General features: G+C 67.9%; 15 protein-coding genes. 8 read left to right on the forward strand and 7 right to left on the reverse strand.

Annotated features, from left to right (window positions below; all coding sequences use genetic code 11):
• Nucleotide 1: 1 nt before the first annotated feature.
• Nucleotides 2-1,306, reverse strand: coding sequence for a calcium-binding protein (locus HUA74_RS09975; RefSeq protein WP_254624980.1), 1,305 nt, complete (start codon nucleotides 1,304-1,306; stop codon nucleotides 2-4).
• A 200-nt stretch (nucleotides 1,307-1,506) separates the two neighbouring features.
• Here HUA74_RS09975 and HUA74_RS09980 point away from each other — a divergent pair, with 200 nt between their 5' ends.
• Complete coding sequence (locus HUA74_RS09980) at nucleotides 1,507-3,198, forward strand: hypothetical protein (RefSeq protein WP_174454315.1); 1,692 nt, start codon at nucleotides 1,507-1,509, stop codon at nucleotides 3,196-3,198.
• Nucleotides 3,199-3,258: 60 nt separating this feature from the next.
• On the opposite strand, the gene HUA74_RS09985 is transcribed toward HUA74_RS09980, so the two are convergent.
• A complete protein-coding gene (locus HUA74_RS09985) occupies nucleotides 3,259-4,587 on the reverse strand; it encodes a hypothetical protein (RefSeq protein WP_174454316.1) in 1,329 nt (442 codons plus the stop codon).
• Nucleotides 4,588-4,833: 246 nt separating this feature from the next.
• Here HUA74_RS09985 and HUA74_RS09990 point away from each other — a divergent pair, with 246 nt between their 5' ends.
• Nucleotides 4,834-5,892, forward strand: a complete 1,059-nt coding sequence (locus HUA74_RS09990) for a hypothetical protein (protein ID WP_174454317.1) — start codon at nucleotides 4,834-4,836, stop codon at nucleotides 5,890-5,892.
• 10 nt (nucleotides 5,893-5,902) lie between these two features.
• Here HUA74_RS09990 and HUA74_RS09995 read toward each other — a convergent pair whose 3' ends face one another.
• Both HUA74_RS09995 and HUA74_RS10000 read right to left on the reverse strand, forming a co-directional pair.
• Nucleotides 5,903-10,597, reverse strand: a complete 4,695-nt coding sequence (locus tag HUA74_RS09995) for a translocation/assembly module TamB domain-containing protein (protein WP_174454318.1) — start codon at nucleotides 10,595-10,597, stop codon at nucleotides 5,903-5,905.
• Entirely contained in the window at nucleotides 10,594-12,723 is a 2,130-nt protein-coding gene (locus tag HUA74_RS10000; protein ID WP_371817218.1) for an outer membrane protein assembly factor, read from the reverse strand. Before HUA74_RS10000 ends, HUA74_RS09995 begins: the two co-directional genes overlap by 4 nt.
• A gap of 193 nt (nucleotides 12,724-12,916) precedes the next feature.
• Between HUA74_RS10000 and HUA74_RS10005 the strand changes: the two genes are divergently transcribed.
• The gene (locus HUA74_RS10005; protein WP_371746123.1) at nucleotides 12,917-13,195 is read left to right on the forward strand and encodes a hypothetical protein; all 279 of its coding nucleotides are present in this window, start codon (nucleotides 12,917-12,919) and stop codon (nucleotides 13,193-13,195) included.
• A 62-nt stretch (nucleotides 13,196-13,257) separates the two neighbouring features.
• On the opposite strand, the gene HUA74_RS10010 is transcribed toward HUA74_RS10005, so the two are convergent.
• Complete coding sequence (locus HUA74_RS10010) at nucleotides 13,258-14,808, reverse strand: 4-alpha-glucanotransferase (RefSeq protein ID WP_141640551.1); 1,551 nt, start codon at nucleotides 14,806-14,808, stop codon at nucleotides 13,258-13,260.
• Between the two features lie 139 nt (nucleotides 14,809-14,947).
• On the opposite strand from HUA74_RS10010, the gene HUA74_RS10015 reads away from it, so the two are divergent.
• From HUA74_RS10015 to mscL, 5 genes are all read left to right on the forward strand, one after another.
• The gene (locus HUA74_RS10015; protein WP_174454320.1) at nucleotides 14,948-15,535 is read left to right on the forward strand and encodes a DNA-3-methyladenine glycosylase; all 588 of its coding nucleotides are present in this window, start codon (nucleotides 14,948-14,950) and stop codon (nucleotides 15,533-15,535) included.
• Nucleotides 15,536-15,570: 35 nt separating this feature from the next.
• Complete coding sequence (locus HUA74_RS10020; protein ID WP_141640553.1) at nucleotides 15,571-16,185, forward strand: RNA polymerase sigma factor; 615 nt, start codon at nucleotides 15,571-15,573, stop codon at nucleotides 16,183-16,185.
• Nucleotides 16,186-16,254: 69 nt separating this feature from the next.
• Nucleotides 16,255-16,494, forward strand: a complete 240-nt coding sequence (locus HUA74_RS10025) for an anti-sigma factor (protein WP_141640579.1) — start codon at nucleotides 16,255-16,257, stop codon at nucleotides 16,492-16,494.
• Entirely contained in the window at nucleotides 16,491-17,567 is a 1,077-nt protein-coding gene (locus HUA74_RS10030) for a radical SAM protein (RefSeq protein ID WP_174454321.1), read from the forward strand. The genes HUA74_RS10025 and HUA74_RS10030 overlap by 4 nt, the downstream gene beginning before the upstream one ends.
• Before the next feature lie 127 nt (nucleotides 17,568-17,694).
• Complete coding sequence (gene mscL / locus HUA74_RS10035; RefSeq protein ID WP_174454322.1) at nucleotides 17,695-18,102, forward strand: large conductance mechanosensitive channel protein MscL; 408 nt, start codon at nucleotides 17,695-17,697, stop codon at nucleotides 18,100-18,102.
• Nucleotides 18,103-18,428: 326 nt separating this feature from the next.
• Here the strand turns inward: mscL and HUA74_RS10040 are convergent, their stop codons facing one another.
• Together HUA74_RS10040 and HUA74_RS10045 are read right to left on the reverse strand one after the other, a co-directional pair.
• Nucleotides 18,429-20,696, reverse strand: coding sequence for an RHS repeat domain-containing protein (locus HUA74_RS10040; protein WP_174454323.1), 2,268 nt, complete (start codon nucleotides 20,694-20,696; stop codon nucleotides 18,429-18,431).
• 96 nt (nucleotides 20,697-20,792) lie between these two features.
• Nucleotides 20,793-20,978, reverse strand: a 186-nt coding sequence (locus HUA74_RS10045; protein ID WP_174454324.1) for a transposase, incomplete at its 5' end; no start/stop codon positions are given.

Genomic DNA, 20,978 nt, shown 5'->3' on the forward strand with positions numbered 1-20,978 from the left:
GCTAGAGGTACGGCGTGCCGCTCACCGGGTTGCCCAGCTCGTTCTGGAGCGTGATGCGGATGGAGGAACTCACCGGCCACCGCCACGTGTACTGGAACACGTCGGACAGGTTGACGTTCGCGGCGCGGCTGGCCGCGAGCACGAAGTTGTCCGCGGACGAGTACGGGCTCGTCACGCTGCCCAGCTGCTCGACCTTGCGCCAGAGCTGGAAGATGAAGCTCCAGTTGTGGACGCTCTTGAGCTTCAGCACGAAGGACGCGAACAGGTCCGTGGTGTCGAACCCTCCGATGCCCTGCCTCACCAGCAGCGTGTTGGCCCAGTCATGCTTGAAGCAGCGGGTGCTCCCCGGGCTGATGGGCGTGCTGGTGGCGCCCACCGTGCCGCAGGCCACGTCGGCCTGGTACGCGGTCATCAGGTTCTTGACGTTGGTGTAGAGGGTGGTGTGGCTGGAGGACACGGGCAGCCCGTAGTACTCCATGGCCAGAAAGCGATTCAGCACCGCGTAGCCGGTCACCATGGCGTGGCCGTAGTTGCCATTGTTGGACGCGAGCTGGGGCCCGTAGAACCAGAAGTTGCGACCCAGCTCGTAGAAGCCGACCTGGTTGTGCTTGCCCGCGGCGGCATCGGTGCAGATGTTCAGCTGGAACAGGTCGAACTTGAACTCGATGCCATGCGAGCCGAGGTCACCGCAGGCCGGGTCGGAAGCGCTCCCACAGCCCGTCGCGACACCCGAGGGGAGGATGGCGAGGCTGTCCGTGCCCTGGTAGCTGCGGCCCGAACTGGGAGTCCGGCCCGTCATGTCCTGGTAGAAGGTGTAGCCATTGTCCAGCCCGTCGACCACGAGCTTGATCTGCGACACCGTGCAGGTCGTCACATCGGGGGTGTGCAGCGTGACCTTCTGGCCCTTCCAGATGTAGAGCGTGTGCTGGGCGCCCGGCTGTGAGGTGTACGTCCCCCGGCGTTGGCAGTACCAGGAATAGGGGTCGCTGAAGGTCTGGTAGGCGGCCTGATAGATGTTGGAGTTCGGGTGCTGCGTCAGACAGGCCTGGGTGAGGTCCATGGACAGGTACTGCCCATTCTTGTAGCAAGACCAGCCAAAGGCATTCTGCTGCGTCAGCGTGGAGAACGCGCCGGAGCCGTACTGCCAGGCGCAATACGCATTGAGGTTCATGCCCGGCAGGTTCAGGGTGGCCAGGGCGCTCCCCGGCGCGGCCACTCCCAATACCAACAGCGCGGCGCCGCCAGCATTACGACATGAGCGAGCAATCGCGGAGCGCCAGGCGCCCCACGGATGGGTCTGAGTCATTTCGGTGGTTCCCCCTCTACGGATGTGGCACGGGCCGCCCCCGACCTGGAGGTGTCATCACGATGAGGAGGGCGGCCCGCTCCCTATGAAGCTCACAGGGTAAAGAAGAGATACACGGAAAGAATGGGTGCCACAACTGGGTCAAAAAAATTCCCCCCTACCAGAATCTGGGAATGGCTCTTTCGAGGTATGAGGCGCCAATGACGTCTGCACGTTGGGGGCGCCTGGGACTCACGCTGGCGCTCCTCGCACTTGCCCTCCAGGCCGCGCGCCTGGCGTTGCACAAGGGCTTCAGCATCGACGAGTTCCAGTACGCGCACGCGGCCTGGCTCGTGTCGAAAGGGCAGGTGCCCTACCGGGACTTCTTCGAGGTCCACTTCCCGCTTGTCTATCAAGGGCTGGCGCCGCTGTTCTGGCTCGTGGGGGATGCGCCTCGGGGTGTGCTCGCGCTGCGTCTGGTGATGCTCGTGCCGCTGGCGGGCGCGTGTATCTCGGTGGCCGTGCTCAATCGACGCGAGGGCCGCGTGTCGATGTGGCTGGCTCCGGTGTTGTTGTTGGCGCTGACGCCTTTCACGCGCTTCGCGGTGGAGATTCGTCCGGACGCATTGGCCTGTGCCTTGTTCTTGGGAGGGCTCGCCGCGTTGTCGGTGAGGCCGGGCACCCGGGGGCTCGGCTTCGTGGCGGGGGTGTTGTTCTCCGCCGCGCTCTGGTCCTCGCAGAAGGTGTTGTTCCACGGCGGCGTGGTGGGCGCGGTGCTCGCGGTGGATATCGTCTGGCGACGGGGCAGGGGGCCGGCGCTCGTGGCTCGGCCCGGCGCGTTTCTCGCGGGCGCGGGGGTGGGGCTCGCGGCGGTGGCGTCGTATCTGACGGTGACGGGCTCGTGGGGCGCCTGGTGGCAGTGGTGCTTCGCGTGGGCCGCGGAGCATCAGCGGCACTACCCCGGCTTCTCGTGGCGGGACTATCTGCTGCCCATGGTTCGCGAGCAGCCCTGGCTCTTCGCGTTGGCGGTGCTGGGGTTCCTCGTCACCGTGCGCGCGTGGTGGCGTGCGGGCGTGGAGCGCTGGGCGAGCGCGGACCTGCCGTTGCTGCTCGCGGTGCTGGCGACGTTTGGCTCGTATGCGCTCCAGCGCGCGCCGTTTCCGTACAGCCTGCTGCCCTTCCTGGGAGCGCTCGCGCCGTTCATGGCGCGAGGCACGGTGGCAATCTTCAGCGGCTGGAGTACGCCCCCGGCGCGAGTCGTCGCGGCCCTGGCGCTCGGGGTGTTGCTCTGTCTTCAACTCTGGAGGATGGAGGCCCTCGTGGATGGCGGGGGCAATGCCAGACAGCGAGACGTGCTCGCGCGCATCGCCACGCTCACCGGGCCCGAGGACGTCGTCTACGACAACTCGGGAGGCTATGTGAGCCGGCCACACGCCCACTTCTATTTCTACACGGATGCCTATCTGCGGGGCTCCATCCCGGACGTGCTGGCGCGCGAGGTGCCCCGGGCCTTGGTGGAGCGCGGCTGCGTGCTGCGCGTGGATGACCTGCGGACGTCGGGATTGCCGCCATCGCTGCGAGGTTTCCTCGATACGTACTACCAGCCCTACGACGGAGACCTGTTCCTGTGGGGGCAGCGATACGACGTGTCCCCCGGGAGCGCGCTGGAGGGTCGCTTCCTGGCGGTGCGTGACGGGCGCTACTTCGTCGAGCCCGCGTCCATGCTGGAGTCGGGCGCGCTGTTCGTCGATGGGGCCCGCGTGACGGAGGCGGAGTTCCCCCTGTCGCGAGGCGAGCACACCGTGCGGTACGAGGGCCCCGAGGGGCGCTTGCACCTCCTGTGGCTCCCGCGAGACGGTCAGCGGTGGGTACCGCGTCCCGAGGCGAAGCCCACCTACTCGCGCCTGTTCTGAGCCGCGCGTCGGTGCCTCCGAGAAGAACCCTCGGAGGACACCTGCGACACGGACGCTTCGCTACGGCGTGCAGGGCGCTTGGCCGCCGGCGCGCTTGTAGGCGCTCACGCGGCTGGACAGGTTGCCATTGTCGGTCTCCGGCGAGGTCTGCCGGCCTTCGCCCGCGCCGAAGGAGAAGCCGACCGAGTGCGCGGCGGCGAGCTCCGACGTGTGCGAGAAGAAGTAGTCCACGCGGTTGTCCTTCCACCGCTCATTGGTGTTCGGCAGGTTCATGTTGCCCACCGGGAGCTGCCACCAGAAGTTCGGCTTGTTGAGTCGCTCGGAGATGGCGCTCGCCCAGGTGAACGCCTGACGGAAGTGGGGCAGGGTGGTGTTGTTCGCGTCCCACCACGTGTCCTCGCCGATGCTGTCGTAGAAGCCCGCGTCACGGTCCGACGCCTCCACGACGATGAAGTCCGTGTCCGCCGCGCCGAGCTTCAACAGGAAGTCGGCCACCTTGCGCGCTTCACCGGCGATGTCGAAGGACGCGTTGGTGTTGAGGTACACGTCCGTGCGCGTCGACCAGGGGCTGGCGTGCAGGCTCACCTTCGCGTTGGGCGCGTACTTGCGAGCCATCGCAATCATGCACCGGCTCACGCCCACGGCGTTGTTGGCCATCCCCGAGCAGTCCGTGGCGTTGGCGCTCGCCACCTGCGCGGGCACCGTGGCCGGGTCTCCATTGGAGAAGAACTGGAGATAGCCCCACAGGTCCGGCTCGAGGTGCAGCAGCGCGGGCTCGCTGCCCACCTGCTGCAACGTGAAGCGATAGTCCGCGAAGTAGCGTCGCATGATGGCCACGTCGTTGAGCGCCTGGAGCTGCTGCTCTCCCTCGCCCGCGGGCCCGACTCCGCCCAGGAGCTGCTGGTAGTAGGTGATGAAGGGAAGCTGCTGGCGCCCCTTCGCCCCGGACACGTGGCCGCGCACGTAGGCACCTGGCGGATCCGACACGTCCTGCCAGCAGCCCCACCACGCGCATGCCGCGCCCGCGCAGGAGGTGCCGGACGTGGTGCAGCCCGTCGTGCAGGACGTGCACACGTTCGTCGAGTCGACCAGCCCGCTGGCGACGTACAGGTAGTGCACGTCGAAGGGCGCGCCGGCCGCCGTGCCGGGCTCCATCTGCGCGCCGACGAGGAGCCGGTTCTTCCCCAGGGACGCGAGGAACGTCTCGCCCATGCACCCGGTGCCGACCGGGCCACCGTCTGGCGTCCCGCCGCCACCGTCCGGTATGCCATTGCCGCCGTCTGGGGTGTTGGTGCCGTCCGTGCCCGAGTCGGAGCAGCCTCCCAGCATCAGCAGGCAGAGGGTGAGCGGAGCGAGTCGCTTCAGCCACGTCGAAGTGTGCATGCGCATGACGACAGTCACGCTACCTCGCCACGCCCTGCACGGCTCAAGGGCCTGGGACTCCGGGACAGGGGGCCGTCCTGACTGCTTCCTCGCCCGACATCCAGCCTCGCGATAACAATCTGTTAATCTTTCAATTCAAGAAATTCTTGAAACTCGGTATTCGCGCCGACTACACGTCAGGGTTCCCCCCTGCCGAGCCCGCCGGGTGGTCTGGGCTTCCTCGCGGGCGCGGCACATCCCCTCGAGGCCGTGATGAAGACGCGACTGTGGTGGCTGGTGGTGCCCGCGTTGCTGGCGGTTGGCTGTGGTCCCGTCATCGATGACGAAGAAGGCGAGGTCATCGACGAGCTGACCGGGCAGGTGCTCCAGCGGGCCACGGTGAAGTACGACATGCACCGGCTCCTGGAGGACACGCATCTGTTGGGGCATCAGTGGATTACCACCGAGCAGGTGCAGGCGTTCCTGACGCAGCAGGGCTCGTACCTGGCGACGTACAAGGACCCGGCCTTCAGCAACAAGACGGCGGCGGCGCTCATCGTCGAGCGCTCCAAGGCGTACAACATCAGCCCGCTGTACATGCTGGCGCGCATCCAGGTGGAGTCGAGCCTGGTGCAGAGCGGCACCTCCACCAACCTGGCCAAGGCCACCGGCTGTGGCTGTCCGGACAGCAGCGGGTGTGACGCGCAATACACGGGCTTCGGCAAGCAGATTGAGTGTTCGGCGAAGAAGCTGCGCGGCTACTTCACGGACCTGGATGCGGGGCGGACCACCGTGTCTGGCTGGAAGGTGGGGACGACGAAGGCGTCGTTGGACCCGTGCTCCATCAAGCCGACCAACAAGGCCACCGCGGCGCTGTACACGTACACGCCCTGGGTGGGCGCGTACGCGACGCAGTGTGGCCGCACCACGGTGGGCGGCTCGTCGCTGGTGGCGGTCATCTACCACCGGTACGCGGACGGCGGCTTCAACTGGGACGCGCCGACGACGTCGGGCTGCGTGTCGGAGACGGCGGGCACGACGGTGCCGAACCTGGGCTGCGTGCAGAGCTCGTCGGACGCGGTGTGGCGGCAGTGCGTGTCCGGCGTCTTCACCGCGGGCACCACGACGAAGCCCACCAACTGCACCCAGTCGTGGCCGTGGTGCTCCTCCGCCACGCTGGGCCGCAGCGTGCCCGCGCGCACGTGCGTGCAGTCCTCGTCTGACCAGCAGTGGAGCCAGTGCGGCGTGGGCGGCGCGTGGGTGAGCTCGCCCATGGCGCCCAACAGCGGCGCGGGCCCCGTGGGCGCGTGCTTCGAGATGTACTGGCTGTAAGTCCGCGGCGTCAGTACTCGTTGGTCCAGATGAGGTCCAGGCCACCCGAGCGCGCATCGCCGTACTGGCCCTCCAGACTCCAGCGCGGTCCGAACTGGTATTCGAACCGGACCGCGTTGGAGTTCTCTCCCTGCTGGATGTTGGCGCCCACGCGTCCGGTGTAGCCGACGTAGATTTTGTCGGTGACGTAGGTGCCCACCTCCAGCTTGGTGCCGGCGATGCCCGCGCCGCCGGCTTCAATCGAAATCACGTCCAGCGGCAGCTTCGCGGCCAGGGCCTTGCGCGCCTCGTTGGCGACGAGCGAGCCCACCACGGAAGCGGCCTGGGCGCTGGCCGTCATCGACGCGCCGGAGCCGCGCTCCAGCGTGCGGCGGCCGGTGGCGAGCAGCGTGTAGATTTCGGACTCGGGCAGCGGCGGCTCGCTGGTGGGCTTCAGGGTGATGTCCCGGCCCTGGCCTCGAATGGTGACGAACACCGTGATGTTGGCGCTGTCGTTGCGGTGCTCGGCGGTGACGTTGATGTACGGGACGGTGGGCGGCCCGGTGAAGCTCACGATGCTGTCGCGCTGCACGTCGAAGCGCCGGCCCAGCACGTCCACCCGTCCGCGCAGCACGCGCACCTGTCCGAAGAGGCGCGCCACGTCGGTGTATTCGACGCGGAAGTCCTCCGACAGCCCCAGCTCCACGTTGACGTCAGAGCCCTTCACCCAGATGTTGCGCGGCGCATTCACGTTCACCCAGTACGCGCGCCCGGGTGGCGTCTCGCCCGACTCCAGGTCCTCCGCGGAGTCGGCCACGGGAGGAGGCTCGGTGGAGGGCTGCTGGTTCGTCTCGGGCGCGCCCGGTGAGGGCTGCTGCTGTTGCCTGCGCTTGCGCCGCTCAATGGGCGTGCCGTTGCGCACCAGCACCACGTCACTGGGACGCTCCAGGTCCTGGAGGTCCTTGCGTTTGACTTCCGGCAGCTCGATGGTGGCCTCGGGGATGGAGACGTTGCGCAGGTTGACGAGCCGCTCGGACAGCGTGCCCTCCACCTTCGCGCGCATGCTCAGCACGGCGATGAGCTGGTCGTCGAAGACGATGGGGAAGTCGCGAGCCATCAGCGGGTAGGGCTTCCCCGCGGGGCTGTTCAGCTCGTACTCGCCATTCTGGGTGCGCGTGGCCGTCAGCGGCGCGTCGAGCCACAGCGTGCCGCCTCCGGCCTTGGCGGACAGCGTGTTGATGGCCAGCGCCTCGCGACTGGCTTCCAGCGCGAGCTGGATTTCGCGGTACTCGCCCAGGCCCATCAGCCCGAGCTTGCCGTCCTTCCATGAAAGCGAACCCTGGAACGTGGGCACGGCGGGAGTGCCCGCCAGCTTCGCGTCCGCCTGAATCAGCCCGCCCACGCTGCGCAGCATCTCCACCGCGCCGGAAAGGAAGGAGGGATCGAAGTCGCGCGCCTTGAGCGTCACGTCCAGCGGCGCGCGGGAGGTGTCGAGGCCGCGCTGAATCGCGGGCAGGGACACGTCCAGCTCCACGCCTCCTTCCACCATCAAGGTGCCGCCCGCCGGCGCGGTGAGGAGCACGTCGAAGGCGGAGCGCGCGTTCTGGTAGCCGTAGTGCAGGCGCGCCTGTCCCAAGGCCAGCTCGCCCATGCCCAGCTTCTGCACGCCGGCGGTGAGCTCCATTCGAGGCGTGTCCAGCGTGCCGCGCGCGGCCAGCTCCACTGACAGCTCGCCCTGGATGCCCTTGGACGCGGCGCTCGCCTTCTGCGCGGCGGCGCCTGTCGCGCGGGCCTTCGCCACGCCGGGCAGGTGCTGGAGGGCCACCGGCCCCAGGCGGCCCTTGAGCTGGAAGGGAATGTGTCCGTAGACCTCCTGGTCCTGGAGCGCGCCCAACGGAGCGTCCAGCGTCACGTCGAGCTGCGCCAGCGGCCCCTCGTCCCGCTGCGCCGCCAGCGTCACCTTCACGTCCTGGTCATCGCCCACCACGCCGAGCTGTCCGTTCACCGGAGGCAGGCCGTACGCGGTGAGGCCCACGGCCTTCACGCTCAGACGGGCCTGCGGCACCAGCGCGGAGCCGGAGAGGAAGAGCTGCGCGGACACAGTGCCCGCGGGCTTCTGCAGACCATTGACGCCCTCGAACTGCGCCAGGGACAGGTCCGCGACGCGGGCCTCCAGGTCCACCGAGGCCGAGAGGAGGTCGTCCGCCTTGGGGGGACGCGCCAGCATCCCGCCCAGGGTGAAGGGCGTGTGCAGCACCACGTACGTCTGGGTTCCCAGCCCCCGCACGTCCAGGCGTGCATCCAGGGTGGCGTCCTCGCGGTCCGATGCCGCGCGCAGCTCGAAGTCCAGCGGCTGCTTCAGCGCGAAGCCCGGAGGCGGCGCGGCGTAGTTCAGCTTCTGGCCGCGCAGCACGAAGTCCAGCCGGGGCTCGCGCGCGGTGCCGTCGATGCGCAGCTCTCCGGCCACCATGCCGCTCACCGGCTCCGTGCGTCCGAGGAGCTTCATCACCCCGGCGAGGTCCAGGTCGTCCAGGTCGACCTTGAGGGAGAGCGCGTCCTTGCGCCGCTTCAGCACGCCCTGCACTGGCACGTCGAAGTCCGCGACGACCTTCGCCACCGGCAACCCCGCCGACAGCGTGCCCGTGGCGCGGTCCTTCACGTAGCGCCCATCGAGCGCCACCTGGAGGTTCTCGTAGCCGCTCACCCGTCCGTCCTGCCAGCGCAGCTTCGTCTCCGCGTCCGGCCGGGGCAACCTGCCCTTCGCGGTGACGAAGCCCGACACCGTGCCGCCCAGGCCCAGCGACTCCGGGATGACGATACGGGGTAGCAGCGTGAGGTCCACCGCCTCCAGGTCCACGCGCGCCGTCACTTGCTCGTTGGCGAGCGAGCCGCGCACCGCCAGCGACTGCGCCCCCGACGCGAGCTTCAGCGCGGGCTCCACCTCCATGCGTCCGCCGCCGAAGCCCACGTGCGTGGGGGCCTGGAGCTTCCAGGTGGCCTCCGGCCACGAGAGCACCAGCGCCTGGACTTCCAGGCCCTGGTTGTCCTCGTCCACCAGCCCGTTCAGCGCCAGGCCGAGCGTCGCGCCCCCCAGGGCCTTCACGCTGACCTCCAGGTGACGCTCGTGCGTGGTGATGGTGGCGGACACGTCCTGGAAGGAGCGCTCGCCCGAGCGCAGCTCACCCATCACCAGCGTGGCGTCCGTGGTGAGGGGGCGGGTGATGTCCGGCACCTCGGCCTGGAGCGTGAGGTTCCTCACCGCGAAGTCCCCATAGGAGAGCGAGGTGAAGTTGCCGTGGGCGACGACGCCCGGAGCGCGCACGGGCCCTTCCACGCGGAACTCCAGCGTGCCGCTGCCAGACAGCGGAGGCACGGTGCCAGGCAGCAGCCGGGTCAGCGCGTCGGACAGCATTGCGAGGTTGCCCGCCGTCAGGCCGCCGTCCACGCGAATCGCCCCGGTGGTGCCTTCGCCCTTGGCCTGGAGCGACGCGCCCGGCACCAGCACCAGCAGGCGCGACAGCGTGTAACGGCCGTCCTTCGCGCGGGCATGCAGCTCCACGGGCCCCAGCGGCTGACCCCGGAAGCGCGAGGGCGACACGGTGAGGTCCACCTCGCCGTCGAGGGTCTCCAGGCTGGTGCCGCCGCCCTTCGCGGTCAGGTCCGCGGAGAGGCTCGTCTTCGGCCCTTCCTTCACCAGCGCGGACAGGTCCACGTCGCGCGCCTTCACGGAGACGCCGGTGGAGCGCATCCGCTCCAGGTCCAGGTCGCCCTTCACGTCCAGCTTCGCGTCCGCGGCCGTCCCCTGGAGGTCCACCTGCGTCAGGTCGCCGTCGATGCCCGCCTTGCCCGCCAGGTTCACCGGCACCAGCAGCGGCCAGGTGGGCAGCACGCCGCGCGTCAGCTCCGGCGGCACGGTGAGGCGCCGCACGTCCACGTCCGCCTTCAGGGTGCCCGGGGGTTGGCCGGGCGGAGTCTCGGGAGGAAGTCGCGCCGTGGCGCTCGCGTCCAACAGCAGCCCCGCGAGGTCCAGGTCCACGTCGGCGTTCAGCGCGCCCTCCTCGCCGCCGCCCTTCAAGGCCAGCCGCAGGGGCCCCTTGGTGGGCAACGCGAGCGCGCCGGTGGACTCCAGCGTCGCGCCGAAGCCCTGCGTCGCCGCCGCGTAGTGGCCGGACGCCTTCGCGTCGAAGTCTTCCAGGCGCACGTGTCGCTCGCCGCCTTCTTCCAGCTCCTGCCTGAAGTCGACGTAGCCGTCCTCGAGCTCCAACTCGTGCAGCTCCACCCGCAGCTTGCCGCGCGGAGAGGGCGGCTCCTCGGGCTTGGGCACGCGAGGCGCGATGGCCCGGGCGAGGTTCAACCCGCGCTCGTCCTGGGCCAGATAGAGGCGCGGCTTCTCCACGCGCACGTCCGTGAGGTCCACCTGCTGGTGGATGAGGCCGCCCAGGCGCACGCGCGCCTCGACGCGCGCGATTTCCGCCACCAGCTCACCCTCCGGGTCATACAGCTTCACGCCCGTGAGGACGGCGCCCGGTGGTGCCAGGTCCAGCCCGCCGACTTCCAGCCGCCCGGAGAACTGCTCATTGGCCAGATGGAGGCCCTTGCGGATGAGCCAGCCCTCACCCGGAGACGACGTCGCCCAGAGGAGCACGCCCAGCACGGCGACCACTCCCAGGCACACGACGCCGAGCAGGCCCCACAGCAGTCGTCGTGCCCAGCGTCGCCCTCTCAAAACGCCTCTCCAATCGACAGGTGCAGCGCGCACTGACCGTCAGGCGCTCCCGCGAAGGTGGCCCCGCGAGACGTGGGGCCGTCGGGCTTCCACTTGCTGCCAATGCCGAAGCAGCCTCCAGACGTCGGATAGATGTACCCCGGGGTGGCGACGGGCAATCCCTGGCCCAGATTCAGTCGGCGCGCGATGTCCAGGCGCACCGGCCCCACCACCGTGAGGTAGCGCAGGCCCACGCCCACCGCGTGGTAGTGGTCGGGACCGAACAGTCGCGGCGAGTCGCGCGAGTCGAAGCCCTCCACGCCCACCAGCCCCGTGTCCCAGAAGGCCGCGAGCACGATGCTGGTGGAAATCTGGTAGCGCAGCTCCACCGTCGTCTCGAAGAGGCTGTTGCCTCCCACCGGCACCGTCTCCCACTCCTCCGTCTGCGTCGTCTCCGGCACCCCGTCCCCGTTGGTGTCCTCCTCCTTGGCCAGCGCCGCCAGGGGCGACAGGCGCTGGCCGTTGAAGCCGCGCATGGAGGTGGCGCCACCGGAGAAGAAGCGCGTGACGATGGAGCTCTGTGAGCCACCCGCGGGGTTGAGCGTGCCCATCCGCAGCTTCGCCGCCAGCACCACGCGCTTGTCCTCGTCGAACGAGTGGTAGAAGCGCAGGTCCGGCAGCAGGCGGATGTAGTTGAAGTCGCCGAAGAAGATGCTGCCGCCCTTCTGCACGGACAGGCTCAGGTAGTAGCCATCCCGAGGCTCCACCGGGTCATCCCGCCGGTCCCACGCGAAGGCCACCTCCAGGAAGCTCAGCGCCACGTCACACTGGATGGTGTCCTCGCCGCAGCCCAGCACGACGGGCGGCACGCGCGAGTCCGCGCTCACCCGACCCGACAGCCGATAGATTTGGAGGTTGTAGGAGGGGAAGACGGAGAAGTTGCGGTGCGGCTGCCAGATGACGCCCGTCTGCAACCTGCCGCCATAGAAGTCGTAGGCCTGCTCCAGGCCCTTCTCCAGCGTCAGGGACGTCTGCTGGCGCAAATCCCGGAAGAGGAACCGCGGCTGCTCGTACTCTCCCGTTATCTCGAAGACGGGGCCCTGCTTCGACGGCGACAGGACGTGGGGGATGAACGCGTAGCCGGCGCGGCCTCGCACGGTGACGCGGCGCAGACCGCCCAGGAAGTTGCGGTTGGTCCATTCCCCCAGCACGCGCGCTTCCTGGCGGGCCGCGTCCACGCCGATGCCGCCGCCCAGTCGCACCGAGCGGAATGGCGCCTCGCGCACGTCCACCACGACGGGCACCGTGGCTGACTCCCGGTCTGGCGCCCCGCGGTTCACCTTCACCGCGCCGAACACGCCCATGCGGAACACGCGGGCCTGGGCCTCCGCCAGCGCCGTCTCGCTGTACCAGTCCCCCTTCTTCAGCGAGCCCTGCACCTGCTCGATGATGCGGCGCGGCGGCACCTGGGGATTGGCGTCTGTCGCGACGAACGTGTTGCCGAAGCGGTAGCGCAGCCCCGGCTTCACGTCCAACCGCACCCGGGCCTTCCGGGTGTCCACGTCCACCTGCACCTCGCCCGACACCTCGGCTTCCGCGTACCCCAGCTCGCGCAGCTGCTCCTGGACCCGGGCCTTGGCCTCCTCCCAGGGCGCCTCGCGGAAGATGTCGCCCTCCTTGAGGGGCAGCTCGGACTTCACCCGCTCGTGGTGTTCCTTGCGGTGCTCCTCCGGCAGTGTCTGGAGGCCCTCCACCTGGATTTCGCTGATGCGCGTGGGCTCGCCCTCGCTCACCTGCACCTGCAGCTCCACCTCGTTCTTGCCCTTGGGCTTCACCGCGCTGTCCACCACCTCCGCCTGGTAGAAGCCCTGGGCCTGGTAGTAGCGCTCGATGCGGCGCAGGTCCGCCTGCCACGCATTGGGGTCGAAGTAGTGAGGGCTGCCGAAGGGCCAGAACGCCCACCACGGGGTCTCCGAGGTGAGGATGCGGTCCTTGATGTCCCCCTGTTTCACCTGCTTCGTGCCCTCGATTTCCAGCCGGGAGACCTTGGGCCCCGGGGGCGGGGTGGACGTGGTGGCGCACGCCGCGACGCTCAGGAGCGCGGCGACAGTGGCGAGGCGAAGGAGTCGGAGCAGGTCAACGGCCACGGACTGTTCATACCCGGAAGGCAAGCGCCTGACGCGTCTCCTGTCGGACGCCCCCATCCCTTTGTCGCATTCCAACGTCTCGTCGGCGGTTCCTGTCGGCTGGTCCTTGCTGGATACACACGGAGACGTGCAAGCCGCGCCAAGGTGCGCCAGATTGGGGGCCATGCTCCTGTCCCGGCGAATCAGAGTCTTGGTGTTCTGCGTGGTGTCGGCGCTCGCCACCGCCTGCGGCGTGGATGACGACGAGGTCGTGCGCGTGAAGGAGGGCGAGAGCCTCGCCGACGCCGAGTACTGCGGCTCGTTCGGCTGCGACCAGCTCAACGAGTTCTGCGCAGAGGTCTTCCTGGAATTCGGTCGCTCGCCGCCCATCTGCATCACCGAGGACGTGTGCGAACGGCTGGAGTGCGCCAACACCAACCGCCGCTGCGCCATCTTCGATGGCTTCCCCGGTCAGGTGAAGTGCATCAAGTAAGCGGCGCGAGTTGAGTGGAGCCACGCCCGGGAGGACAGCCCCGGGCGAGCGGAGTCCGGCGTTCAGCGCCGGGCGGACGCGGTGAGCCAGGCCAGCTTCTCGGCCGCTTCCCGCGTGGTCGAATCCGACATCAGCGCGCCCACGTCCTGGGTGATGCGGTACGCCCAGTTCGAGTCGCTCATGGAGCCCGGCAGGTTGATGCGGTCCCGGGTGCCGAGCACGTCCTGCCAGGGCAGCACGCACAAGTCACTGCTCGCGTTGAGCGCCGAGGCCAGCAGGCCCCGGTGTACCTCCGGGGTGAACTCGCGCGTCACCGTCACGCCCTTGAGCTCCGGCCAGGCGCGTGCCGCGGCCTGTCGCTCGTCGTCGCGGGCGCCCTCCCACCACTCGGCCATCGTGTCGGTGTCATGGGTGCCTGTCGTGACGAGGGACACGGGGGGAAACTGGTGCGGGTCGCGGTAGACGCTGTCGTCTCGCTCCCAGCGCATCACCCGGTAGCCGGGCAGCTTCAGCTCCGCGAGGATGTGGCGGACGAAGGGAGGAATCACGCCCAGGTCCTCGGCGACGATGCCCGCGCCCTCCGAGAGCAGCTCGAAGTGCTTGCGGCCCAGCCGCTTGTGGCTCTCCTCGTCCGGCGGCGTGAAGCGTCCGGTGGGCGTCTTCTCGTCGCGAATCCACTGACGGAAGTAGCCCACCGCGTGGTCCACGCGGCGCAAGTCGTAGTAGCTGGCCGCCTTCTTCGCGCGCGCCTTCAGCCAGGCGTAGTCGTCCTTCTGCATGGCGACGAAGTCGAAGTAGGGCAGGCCCCAGTCCTGGCCGGTGGCGGAGAAGTCGTCCGGCGGTACGCCCAGCCGCGCGTCGCGACGGAGGATGGTGGGGTTGGCCCAGCAGTCCGCGCTGTCCTGGCCGATGATGAAGGGCTCGTCGCCGCACAGGAGCACGTCCTGGGCCTTGGCCCTGGCGCGCGCCGCGTCCCACTGCTGCTCGGCCACCCACTGGAGCCAGGCGTGGTAGCGCACCCGGCGCTCCAGCTCGGTGGCCTTCGCGCGCAGGGCCTCGGGCTGGCGCGTGCGCAGGCCCTCCGGCCACTCCCACCACGCGCGGCGCTGCTCCTGCTCGCTGATGGCGGTGAAGAGGGCGTAGGTCTCCAGCCAGTCCGCCTGGGCCTCGCGCCACTGGTGGAAGGCGCGGGCGCGCTCGGACTGGCGGGACTGGTGCTGCTCCTCGAAGGTGTCGAAGGCGCGCGCGAAGGCGGCGTCCTTGAGGGGGAAGACCAGGTCGTAGCGGACGCGGGGCGCGGAGCGGGCCTCGGCCAGCTGCCGGCGCTGCTCCTCGGAGAACGCGCCCTCGCCGCCGGAGGTGATGAACTCCGGAAGGGCGTGCAGGTCGATGAAGAGCGGGTTGAGTCCGAAGGCCGAGCGGGTGGCGTAGGGGCTGGAGTCTCCGGGCGCGGTGGGCAGCAGCGGCAGCAGCATCAGGAGACGCTGGCGCGCGACCTTCATCCAGGAGAACAGGCCATCCAGCGCGCCGAAGTCGCCGATGCCGAAATCCGTCGGGGCGCGGAGTGAGAACAGCGGAAGCAGGAGACCGGAGAGCCGGCCGGGGGTGGACATGGTGCGGCGCAATCTGCACCACCCCTGCCCCGGAGTGAACTGGTCCCGTGACAGGAAATGCGCGGCGGGTTTTCGCTGGAGGACGGATTCACCTTCCCCGGCGCACCCGTCTGTTGGCCGGTACAATCCTGGGGTGAGCGTGACTGTCTTGCCCCCTTCCTTCTATGCGCGGCCGGCCCTGGTGGTGGCGCGGGAGCTGCTCGGGACCCTCCTCGTGGTGCGAGACGCCACCGGACTTCGTCGGGTGGGGCGCATCGTGGAGACGGAGGCGTACATCGGTGAACACGACCTGGCCTGTCACGCGGCCAAGGGGCTCACCCCGCGCACGGAGGTGATGTTCGGGCCCCCGGGGCGGGCGTACATGTACCTCATCTACGGCATGCACCACTGCTTCAACGTCGTCACGGACGCGCCCGGGGTGGGGGCGGCGGTGCTGGTGCGCGCGGTGGAGCCGGTGGAGGGCCTGGAGGTCGGGGCGCGCACGGACGGGCCCGGCAAGCTGTGCAAGGCCCTGGGGTTGACCTTGACGCACAACCGGATGGACCTGGCCTCCCCCGGGCTGCACCTGCTGCCGGGGGTGGACGTGGCCGAGGCGCGGGTGGAGCGCGGGCCGCGCATCGGCGTGGACTACGCGGGGGCGTGGGCCCAGGAGCCCTTCCGGCTCTGGGTCCGGGACAGTCAACACGTCAGCAAGCGGCCGGCGACGAGGGCTCGTAACCGGCCTTGACGAAGGCGCTTCCGGCTGGTTGGGTGCGCCCCGCCATGCCTGACGAGGTCGCCACGGAAGATGATCGCCAGCTCCTCGCCCGCGCGCAGGATGGGGACATGTCCGCCTTCGAGGCCCTGGTGGAGTCCCACCAGGACAAGGTGTACGGTCTCGCCCTGCGGATGACCCGCTCGGAGGCGGACGCCGCCGAAATCACCCAGGACACCTTCCTGTCGGCCTACCAACATCTCAAGGATTTTCGCGGGGATGCGGCCTTCGGCTCGTGGGTGCACCGGATAGCGGCCAACCATGCGCTGATGCGCCTGCGCCACCGCCGGGTGACGCAGGCCGCCGAGGCGGAGCTCCAGGGGCCGGAATTCACCCCCCGGGGTACGCTCGCGGACTACCCGGTGTCCGACTGGAGCCGGGACGCCGAGGAGAAGGCGCTGGACGCCGAGCTGGGGCATGCCATCCGACAAGCGGCGGACAGGCTGCCTGAGGGGTATCGTGAGGTCTTCCTCTTGAAAGACGTGGACGGCCTCAGTTACGAACAGATTGCAGAGGTGACGGGGGATTCCATTCCCGCCATCAAGAGCCGCCTGCACCGGGCTCGTCTCGCGCTCCGGGAGGCCATTGACGCCTTCTACAACCGGGACAATCGCGGGCCGTGAAACGCAACTGGGGGGCTCCGCATCTTCCGAAGCGAGGACGAGGGCGTGCCGCAGCCAGCCGAGGTTCGGATGTACACCTGTAAAGACTCAATCAACCTCCTGCTGGAATACCTCGAGGGCGAGATGTCGCCCGAGGAGTCGCGCCACCTTCAGGAGCACCTGTCGGGGTGCTCGCCCTGTGAGGAGTTCTTGAACACGTACCGGGCGACGCCCAGTCTGTGCAAGCGCGCGCTGGCGGCGAGGATGCCGAAGGAGGTCAGCTCCAAGCTGACGGAGTTCCTTCGCACCAAAATCAAGTCCGCCTCGTGAACCTGAAGCAACTGTCGCTGCCGGAGCTGGCGGAGGCGCTCGCGCCCTTCTCCCCGTCCCCCACCGCGGTCCGCAAGGTGTTCGCCGCCGTCTTCGCCCACGGGCTCGGCTCGGTGGAGGAAGTGGCGCGCTCGCCGCAGGTGCCCCGGCGGGTGTCCGACCATCTGAAGGCCCACGCCGAGATGCCCAGCCTCCAGGTGGTGGAGCGGCGCCGGGCGGATGACGGCTTCGTGAAGTACCTCTTCGACTCGCCCCTGGGCGGGCGGATTGAGGCCGTCCGGATTCCCATCTTCGATGAGAAGTACGTCGTCTGCGTGTCCAGCCAGGTGGGCTGCGCGCTGGCGTGCGACTTCTGCATGACGGGGAAGTTGGGTTTCAAACGGAACCTCCAGACCTGGGAGATTCTGGACCAGGTGCTTCAGGTGAGGGCGGAGGCGGACCGGCCGGTGCGGGGTGTGGTGTTCATGGGGATGGGGGAGCCGCTGCTCAACTACAAGGAGACGTTGCGAGCGGCGGGCATCCTGTCGAATCCGGCGGGCTTCTCGATTTCGGGGCAGTCCATCACCTTCTCCACGGCGGGGCATGTGCCGGCGATTCGGCGCTACACGCGGGAGGGGCATCCGTACCGGCTGGCCTTCTCGGTGACGAGCGCGATTCCGGAGAAGCGGATGAAGGTGCTTCCGATTGAGAAGACGCATCCGTTGCCGGAGTTGATTGAGGCGATTCGCGAGTACAGCCAGGTGCGGCGCGAGCGGGCGATGATTGCCTATGTGGCGATTCGCGGGTTCAACCTGGAGCGGGAGGACGCGGAGGCGTTGAAGGTGGCCTTCGAGGGGATTCCCATCAAGGTGGACCTCATCGACGTGACGGACCCGACGGGGAAGTACGAGCCGCCCACGGCGGAGGAGCTGAGCGCGTTCCGTGATTACTTGCAGATCCTGAAGGCGCCGGTGGCGCGGCGGTATTCAGGGGGCAAGGAGATTGGGGCGGCGTGCGGCACGTTGGCGGCGACGCAGTACGGGGGCACGGTGATGCCGGCGCCCGTGTCCGAGTCGACTTCGACCACCACGTGACAATCGGCCCTGTCGGGCGAGCCGAGGGTGCGGGGTGGGGCGGGTAGGGTGCGTGGGTTTCCGGGGCCCTCCGGCTGGTGCCAAGGCATTCAGGGAGCAGGCCATCCGGTGACGGAGGCGCGTACCCGTGTCCCTGCTCTCGGAGTTCAAGCAGTTCGCCCTGAAGGGCAACGTGGTGGACCTGGCGGTGGCGGTGGTGATGGGGAACGCGTTCTCCGCCATTGTGACCGCGGTGGTGGCGGACCTGGTGATGCCAGTGGTCGGCGCGGTGCTGCCTGGAGGTGACTGGCGCAATGCGACGGCGACGCCCCTGAACCTGCGGCTGGGGCACCTGCTGGGCGCGGTGCTCGACTTCCTCATCATCGCGTCGGTGCTGTTCATCGTGGTGGCGAAGGTGGGGCAGGCATGGGCGAAGCGCGGGAAGAAGGGGGAGCCCGCGCCGGCCACGACGAAGGTGTGCCCGGAGTGCCGTGAGACGATTCCGTTGGAGGCCCGGCGGTGCCGGGCGTGTACTTCGGTGCTGGTGACGGTGTGAGGTGATGGCAAGCTGGTGTCGGGCACAACCCTCGTCTGGAATCCGCAGGCTGCGCCCCCTTTGCGGAAGGGGGGACGCAGTGCGTGGAGTTCGCGAGTTCATCTACTGCAAGCTTGCTTTCCTCCTATGTTTTCTACCGAGGCTTGTTCGCATCCTCTTCATTATGCAAGTCGAAGACGGTGCCCTCTCCATGCTCTTTCTCGAGACGTCTCCTTGCGTCGTCCAGACTGGTCGCCAATACGGTAACCCGCTGGCCGGGTTGAGTGGGGTCCTTGAGCCAGATCATCGCTCGGTACTCCTTCATGTTTTTCTCGGTCATGACTTGCCTATTTGAAAGGAGCCAAGCAGGCGCCGCTATTGCAGAATCCCCCAATGATGGTTGTTGGGCTTTTGAGCACGTCTATAATTTGAGTGGGAGTCATTTGGGATATGTCGTGGATGCTCACGCCGGGGTAGCTGCCAAAACGAGCGATATCTGCCTCAAACAAGGTGATATCCGGAATCAGATGACCCTCGGGCGTGCCATGTGCTCCAGTGAGAATGTTTACCTCCCCCTTGAAAAGGCCGCTATTCACGTACGTCGCAAAATCATTCTGGCTGATTCCACCGGCGGAGGTCCAGACCTCTCCACCAGCAGCGTTTACCTCCATGGAAAAAACGCCGCCGCTCTTGCTGATGCCTCTTGCCTTTGCGGTCTTGAGCACCTTTGACACGGATCCAGTAGCACTTTTTACCGTGGTCTTGAGGGCGGATACAGCTGCTCCAGTTTCGATGACGGACAGGACGCTGGCTCCAGAGGCGAGCGTGTAGAAGGCCGCCTTCCCAGTCCCGATGAGGCAGCCGCCGACAGCGCCACTCCCGCACGCCGACTTGGCCTCCAGGACGCTCTCTCCGGCTGTCACAAACGGGATGAACTCGTTGAGGGCAAGGCTGCCTGCCGCGAGCTTGCTAACTGGCGAGTAGCGGTCGTATGCCACAGATGCATTGAGCATGCTGTCGAACTGCGAACGGACGATAGCCTTGCTCGCGTGGCATCCCAGATGTGGTCCACAGGGGATCATCTCCGAGCTTTCGTTCACGGCCTCGGAGGCCTCGGTCAGCAGGGACGTCAGGGCTGACTTGGACGAGCCCGCGCTCTGCCCGATGTCGTTCGTGTGGCGCGCATCGGGCTGGGCCTTCGCATCGTCGAGTGTCTCGACGCTTGGAACCTTGAGGTCGATGCTGGGCAGGTACAGGGACGGCCCTGTCGCGGACATGTGCCGGTCCAGCGCGCTCATCATCATGCTTTGGTTTGACTGGGGTGCCCCCGTCCATCCGCCGTCCCATCGGCTCACCAGTCCTCCCACATAAGGTGAGAATCCACTCGGGTCCGTGTAGCGCGTGGGATTGTTCAGCACGTAGGAGTAGGCGTTATGCGCCTGCGCCGAGCCCGGCTGGGCGATGACCGGGTCCACGCTGAGGAACTTCATCAGCCGTGGGTCATAGACACGCCCACGCATGTTGATGAGGCCCAGCTCGTCGTCATGCTCATGCCCTGTGAATCCTCGACGCGCGCCAGAGTGGCCTGCGGTGACGGACTGAGCCAGATTGCTCGCCTGCCTCCTGGCCCCAAAGGGCTCGTACTTGATGCGCTCAAGCACGGTGCCCGAGGCGTCGGTGACGGTGTCGGGGCTGCCCTGCGGGTCATTGAGGAAGTAGCGCGTGGACTCCGTGGTGGAGCCCTCATCCCAGGAGACCTCGGCGATGACGCCCTCGGGGCTGGGGATGTTGAGGACGTGGGTGGTGGTCAGTCCCTTCTTGCGACGCTGGTAGAGGCCACCGAGATAGACGGTCTCCTCCTGGCCGTCCGCGGAACGCTTGCGGACGCGGGTGCCCGAGGCGTCGTAGTCGAAGAGGACGGTGCCACTCGGCGAGGTAACACTCTCGGGGAGGTTGAAGGAGGTGTACTGCGCCGCGCGAACCAGGGCTCCCTGGGCATTTCGCGAAGCAATCTGGTTGCCGCGATGGTCGTACTCGTAGGTGAAGGACTCGGCGCCGAGCTGGGCTTGTTTGACAGCGTGAGGGCCACCCGTGGTGCCTGATGTGTAGTCGAGCGTGGCGGAGGGCTCCGAGCCAGCGACGGGAGCGCGGCTGAGCATGTTGCCAAGCTTGTCGTACTGGAATTGGACGTCGAGGTTCTGGCAGTTCTGCTGAACCTTCCAGCGCTCGAGGCGGTCGAGCGCGTCGTAGGTGTACTTCTGGGTGACACCGAGTTCGAGGTCGTGACGCGCCGAGAGATTGTCGTTCTCGGTATACTCGTAGGCGAGCCGCTGGATGTTGGTGCCTCCGCGCCTGGCCTCCGTGAAGCGCAGACGGCCCTGGGTGTCGTAGCGAAAGAGGCGTGCGACACCATTGCCATAATGGGCTGTCTTGAGCCGGCCCATGCTGTCCTGCTCGTAAGCCCGCCAATAATTGGTGATGGAGTTGCTCGGGTAGATGCTCGAGAGGTCCCCTCGGTCCGAATACGAGCGGTTGATCGAGAAGAGCGCGCCATTGATCGCCACGGGATAGGTGAGGCGTCTCATTCGGCCGTAGTCGTCGTACTGCCGGCTCATCACGAGTGTCTCGCCGCCCACGCGCTGCGGGTCAAGTCCCGAATCGTGTGTAGTTGGTTCGGAGGGGGAACGGGGGAGGAAGGCTCCTTGGCGGATTCATTCAGCGGTGTCTGGGTTTGAAGTCAGCAGGGCCATGTCGAGGTAGCGGCGGTCATCCCAGATGCCAGAGACTTCGAGGGCGACGGCGGTGATGAGGCGCAGTGCGCTGGCGCGGTCCGGGAAGGCGCCCACGGAGCGGATGCGGCGCTTGACTTCGCCATGGAGTCGCTCCAGGCCGTTGGT

The organism is Myxococcus sp. CA051A (assembly GCF_013336705.1).
GTDB classification, from domain to species: Bacteria; Myxococcota; Myxococcia; order Myxococcales; family Myxococcaceae; genus Myxococcus; species Myxococcus llanfairpwllgwyngyllgogerychwyrndrobwllllantysiliogogogochensis.